Below are 5,513 nucleotides of genomic sequence, written 5' to 3'. Positions count from 1 at the left end.
CTGCAAGTGCAAATTTTTGATTTGCATTTATAAATTAGCCCGTTACGTCGGAACCATCTCGAACGAAAGAACAGCCTTTAGACACCCGTCGATCCTAATTCACCCCCGTAAGTTGTAAATGGTGGAGGTGGTGGGTACTGCCCCCACGTCCGTGATGTTTATTACGAAATTCGTTTATCGTCATAGTTGGAAAACCAACACTATTAATATAAAACTCTTTTAGAGAGATTCAATAAATTAATTCTAAATGAAACTAACTAAAGAACAAAAGCAAGAAATTGCAGATCAACAAGCCCAAAAAAATCAAACTAAAAGAGTAACTTCACTAGAATTAGAAAAAATTCTTTATGAAGCTTTACCAGTTTTAGACCATGGATTTGTTAGAGTTGTTGATTACATGGGTGACGACTCTTCCATTGTTCAATCAGCCAGAGTTTCATACGGAAAGGGAACTAAAAAAGTTTCTACCGATGAAGGGTTGATTAAATATTTGATGCGACATTGGCATTCAACGCCTTTCGAGATGTGCGAAATAAAATATCACGTAAAACTTCCAATTTTTATAGCAAGACAATGGATAAGACATAGAACAGCAAATGTTAATGAATATTCTGCAAGATATTCAATCTTGGACAAAGAGTTTTACATTCCTTCAAAAGACCAGCTTTCTGCTCAATCTACTTCTAATAGACAAGGAAGAGGAGATTTGATTACTGGAGAACAGGCAGATGAGGTTCTTAAAATTTTAAAAGATGATGCTACTAGAACATATGACAATTATGAAAAAATGCTGAATGAGAAGTACGATGGCACCAAAATTGATGAAAATAAAAACGGATTGGCTAGAGAACTAGCTAGGATGAATTTGACCTTAAATTCTTACACTCAATGGTATTGGAAAACAGATTTACTTAATTTACTTAATTTTCTATTTCTTAGAGCAGATAGCCATGCTCAATATGAAATTAGAGTTTATGCTGAAACCATGCTGGAAACTGTAAAAAAATGGGTTCCGATTACTCACTCAGCTTTTTTAGACTACAGAGTCGGTGCAGTTCATGTTTCTGCAAAAGGAAAACAAGTCATTCAACAAATGATAAAAGGTAATTCAATTTCTCAAGATAAATCAGGACTATCCAAAAGAGAGTGGAATGAACTTATGACATCTTTTGGATTTACTGATAAAGTGATTTAAATTTTTAAAAAAGACTAATGTTAATATCTATTATAGTTCCAGTTTTTAACGAGGAAAAAACTATAAAAAAAATATTAGAAAAAATTAACGAACTAGAGATTTGGAAAAAAAATCAAAATTTAAGTAAAGAAATAATCGTTATTGATGATAAATCAGTCGATAAGACTAGAAGAATTCTGGAAGAAAGTTCTGAGTTATTTACAAAACTTATTATAAACGAAAAAAATTTCGGGAAAGGCTATAGTGTAAAAAAAGGCCTTGAAGTTTCTGCAGGGGACTATGTTTTAATTCAAGATGCTGATGAAGAGTATGACCCTAATGATTATGTTAAATTTTTGGAGTGTGTTGAAAAATTTGATGCAGATTTAATTATTGGTAGTAGGTTTATTTACGACAGATACACACGATCTCACAACTTTTTAAATAAAATAGGTAATGGCTTAATTACATTAATTTTTAATTTAATTTATAACACCACTTTTACAGATATTTATTGTTGTTATATATTTTTTAAAAGAAAACTAATTAACCCAAATAATTTAAAGTCCAAAGGTTTTGAGCAACATGCTGAAATTTTGAGCAAAATAGTAAAAAAAGGTGATAAGTTTTTTGAGGTACCAGTAAATTATAATGGACGTACTATTTTAGAAGGAAAAAAAATAAGATTTTATCATATTTTTTCAATTTTATTTCAGATGATAAAAAATAGAGTCGTTTAAATAATTTTATATAAATATAATATTTCTACTCCTTCAATTTCACTTACTATTTCAAGATTTTTATTTTTGACCAAATATTTAGAAATTACAAAATTTGCTCCCTGTTTTTTTGCTTCTAAAAAATCAATTTTAACATTTTCTGGATCAGATACAAATGCATAAACTCTATGACCCCATTTTAAAAAATAATCTCTAAATTCAGAACTTGAATCAAGCTCCTTTTTTATGATCTTATAAAATTTTTTTTTATATGATAGTGGATATAAATTATGTTCCCCATCTAATGTGTAAATTCCGTTCATCACAGCAACCATAGGGTCGACGTTCCAAAGAGAAATAACTTTTTCATCTCCAACTATACTTTTTATTTTTGAATAACTTTCTTTTAAGTAATAATCTTTAAAAGAGTAATAATTTCGAAAATTTTCAACTTTAAATGGTTTTACATATTTTTTAGCTAATGGAACAAAGTTGGAATTTATCTGAAACAATAGCACTAAACAAATAGATAGTGGAATTAATTTTTTGTAAGTTTTTAATACAAAGAGGAAAATACAAGAATAAATAAAAATTGAAAAAATGAAATAGTAACCTGGGTTCCAATATCTAGTTATGTAAAGATCATAAGATATTAATAATGAGTGATACAATATCCATAATGAAAGACAAATCAAAACCAGTTTAATTATTTCTTTATTTTTTGAAAAAAAAACAAGTGGAAAAAAAATTACTGTATAAAAGATGAAAGGTATATCTGAAGCTAAGCTATAAGTAAAAAACTCCTCTCTCCAAACAAAATTTAAATAAAATAAGCTTGATATTGCCTTATAAAAATTAAAATCCTCTACCATTCTTTCCATCTCTTCTCTATGAAATGGGCCGTCAAATATAAAAGCATAAAGGATGTTTGAATTTGAAATTAAAACAAAAAAATAAAAAACAAGAGATATAAAAAACAAATTTTTAATTTTTTGTTTTGTAATTGAGTTAAACGATATTAAAAAAATAACTAAAAATATAAAGAAATAAGGTGAGTGAACTATTTCTGAGTTTAATGCCACTAAAAACGTTATTAAATAATGTTTAAAATTTAGATTTGTTTTAAATAATATTATGTAAACGAAATAAGGAAAAGTTGAAATCAATAGTCCCCAAACAGAAAATGTATTCATCGAAGCAAACAAACATGCGCTTAAAGAGACAATTAAATAATTTTTAGTAAATTTTTTTGCTAAAATATAGAAACTTAAATATGAGACTATTTTTGTAAAAATATCGAAAAACCAATAAGCAAACTCAGTATTGAAAATATATAATAAAGAAAAGGGTTGAAACAATCTTCTTAGCCAATATATTTTAGTTTCCCCATTAAGAAAAATATCAGCTGCGTTATATTCGCCTCTGTAAAAGTTTCCTAGTATATGATTGTAAACGATTTCGTTATCTAGCCTATCGATGTAAAACAGAGTGAAACTGCCAAAGAGCAAATAGGATACAAAATATCCTACAAATAAAAATAAGAAAAAAAAATGATAATTAAAAAATTTATTTAAGTTCATCATATTTTTAAACCTGCTTTTCAAAGTTTATCTTATTTTATCTAATGGCAAAAGGTGAAAAAAAAAGTATCTCATGAAATTTCAGATCCTAAAAAAGGAGAGTAGAACGAACAGTTGAGTTCATTTAAGTTTAATGCTAAAATTATCAAATGAGTTTCTTTCTCAAAGCAAGAAAAGTTATCTCAGAAAAAAGACTTTTAAAAACTATAAAAAAAAAACTTTTTCCTTATCTAAGAGGCTTACAATTATATTTTAAGCCAAATAATAAAATTATTAAAATTTATATTTCTAAAGAAAATAAGATCGATAAAAAGGATTTATCATTAGCGCAAAGAATATTTAAGTCATATAAGCAAATGAAAATTGACCAAAAAAAAAAATCTTATTTATATAAACCATCTTCTTTATGGCAATCACATATTGATAATGACTTTAGTTTTTTGCTAGAAAGTTACAAAAGTAACGATGTTGAAAAATTTTTATTTTTCCTTCAAAACTTTGGTAATTGGAATAATTATTTGGGAGTTGAAAATCAAAACTTAATAAAAAAATTCAATAAAAACCTATTTTTGAGAAAATTTCTATCCGAGGAGATATTTGGCGGTCAACTTGAATTATGGAAATTTTTTAATAAAGGGTCAAATTTTTCCGAATTAGAGATGCCAATGTATGGAAATCAAATTGGAGCAAAAATTGATAATAATTTTGTAGTTATTGGAAGTTTTGTAAATGATATTTACACAAAAAACTTGAAAAACTATTTTGAAAAACAAGATGGACAGATACTTGAGATAGGTGGAGGATATGGAAAATTTGCATATTATTTATTAAAAGATTTAAAGAATTTTACTTACATTGACATCGATATACCTGAAACCTTAACATTAGCCTCCTATTATTTATCCAAGTGCTTTCCAAACAAAAAAAATTTTTTTTATGGGGAACAAATTTTTAGCAAGCAAATAAAAATCGATTATGATTTAATCTTTTTACCTCCATGGGAAATTGAAAATTTAGAAAATAATACATTTGATCTAGCAATTAACAAAAATAGCTTGGGAGAGATGCAACCTGAAACAGCCAAAAACTACTTAAAACATATTCACAGAACTTCGAAATATTTTTTTTCAATGAATCATGAGTATTTTAGAAATCATTTTACAGATGGAAAAAAATCATTGATCAATAAAGAGTATAATTTAGATGGAAAGTTTAAAGAATTAATAAGATATCCAGACTTAGGTCATTTAACTTATGAAAATAATAAAATTGATTTCGATAAAAATACCTTTTTTTATATTTATGAAAAAAAATATTAATTATATAAAAATTTTGTTAAATATAGAAACTAGCTTAACGAAAGGTTTATTTTTTTTGCAATATCGTTAAATAGCTTAGAAACTTTGTGCTCAGGGTCAGAGTGGGTTAATGGATCACCTTTGTCTGCAGAACTTCTTAAATCTTGATGAATAGGCAAGTGTCCTAAAAATTCTTTTTTGAAATCTTTTGCAGTTTTTTCTACACCGCTTTCACCAAATATTTTATATTCTTTACCATCATCACCTTTAAAAAAACTCATATTATCAATTAAGCCTAAAATTTTAACACCTGTCTTATCAAACATTTGAATTCCTCTTTTTACATCAAGAAGAGCTAAGTCTTGTGGTGTTGCAACAATAATTGCTCCATCAATTTTTACTTCTTGTGCGAATGTTAATTGTGTATCTCCTGTACCAGGAGGCATATCTATTACTATTATATCTCTGTCTTTCCATAAAACTTTTTGTGTCATTGTTTTTAGAGCACTGATTACCATTGGACCCCTCCAAATCATGGGTGTTTGTTCATCTACTAAAAATCCCATTGACATACATTGAACTCCAAATTTTTCTAAAGGTGTTATTGTTTTATTATCTTCGCTCTTGGGTTTTTCATTTAAATTCAAAAGTTTAGGCAAAGACGGCCCATAAATATCTGCATCAAGTATTCCAATTTTTAATCCTAAATGTTGTAAGGCAAAAGCAAGATTTACTGCTATTG

General features: G+C 27.2%; 5 protein-coding genes and 1 other RNA gene. 3 read left to right on the top strand and 3 right to left on the bottom strand.

Features of this window, described 5'->3' with window-relative positions; genetic code table 11:
• Positions 1 to 237, bottom strand: a transfer-messenger RNA (tmRNA) gene (gene ssrA, locus AMN78_RS00400); the annotation flags it as partial.
• A gap of 10 nt (positions 238 to 247) precedes the next feature.
• On the opposite strand from ssrA, the gene thyX reads away from it, so the two are divergent.
• Both thyX and AMN78_RS00390 read left to right on the top strand, forming a co-directional pair.
• A complete protein-coding gene (gene thyX, locus AMN78_RS00395; RefSeq protein WP_075533662.1) occupies positions 248 to 1,195 on the top strand; it encodes an FAD-dependent thymidylate synthase in 948 nt (315 codons plus the stop codon).
• A 17-nt stretch (positions 1,196 to 1,212) separates the two neighbouring features.
• Positions 1,213 to 1,914 (top strand): glycosyltransferase family 2 protein, encoded by a 702-nt coding sequence (locus AMN78_RS00390; RefSeq protein WP_075533661.1) that lies wholly within the window; start codon positions 1,213 to 1,215, stop codon positions 1,912 to 1,914.
• Here AMN78_RS00390 and AMN78_RS00385 read toward each other — a convergent pair.
• Positions 1,911 to 3,476: a DUF6044 family protein gene (locus AMN78_RS00385; protein ID WP_143323142.1), complete on the bottom strand. Its 1,566-nt coding sequence runs from the start codon at positions 3,474 to 3,476 to the stop codon at positions 1,911 to 1,913. The genes AMN78_RS00390 and AMN78_RS00385 overlap by 4 nt on opposite strands.
• A 146-nt stretch (positions 3,477 to 3,622) precedes the next feature.
• Between AMN78_RS00385 and AMN78_RS00380 the strand changes: the two genes are divergently transcribed.
• Complete coding sequence (locus AMN78_RS00380; RefSeq protein ID WP_075533659.1) at positions 3,623 to 4,792, top strand: putative sugar O-methyltransferase; 1,170 nt, start codon at positions 3,623 to 3,625, stop codon at positions 4,790 to 4,792.
• A 29-nt stretch (positions 4,793 to 4,821) separates the two neighbouring features.
• On the opposite strand, the gene AMN78_RS00375 is transcribed toward AMN78_RS00380, so the two are convergent.
• Positions 4,822 to 5,513 (bottom strand): Mrp/NBP35 family ATP-binding protein (locus AMN78_RS00375; RefSeq protein WP_075533658.1); only part of this gene is annotated, 692 nt, incomplete at its 5' end.

This window comes from Candidatus Pelagibacter communis (assembly GCF_001179945.1).
GTDB classification, from domain to species: domain Bacteria; phylum Pseudomonadota; class Alphaproteobacteria; order Pelagibacterales; family Pelagibacteraceae; genus Pelagilacustribacter; species Pelagilacustribacter ubique_A.
Note: the sequence above shows the minus strand (reverse complement) of the source record. Positions and strands in the feature narration are given on the sequence as shown.

Bases quoted from the DNA above. Each gene is read 5' to 3' on its own strand.
- thyX (WP_075533662.1), top strand. From the start codon at position 248: ATGAAACTAACTAAAGAACAAAAGCAAGAAATTGCAGATCAACAAGCC.
- AMN78_RS00390 (WP_075533661.1), top strand. From the start codon at position 1,213: ATGTTAATATCTATTATAGTTCCAGTTTTTAACGAGGAAAAAACTATA.
- AMN78_RS00385 (WP_143323142.1), bottom strand. From the start codon at position 3,476: ATGATGAACTTAAATAAATTTTTTAATTATCATTTTTTTTTCTTATTT.
- AMN78_RS00380 (WP_075533659.1), top strand. From the start codon at position 3,623: ATGAGTTTCTTTCTCAAAGCAAGAAAAGTTATCTCAGAAAAAAGACTT.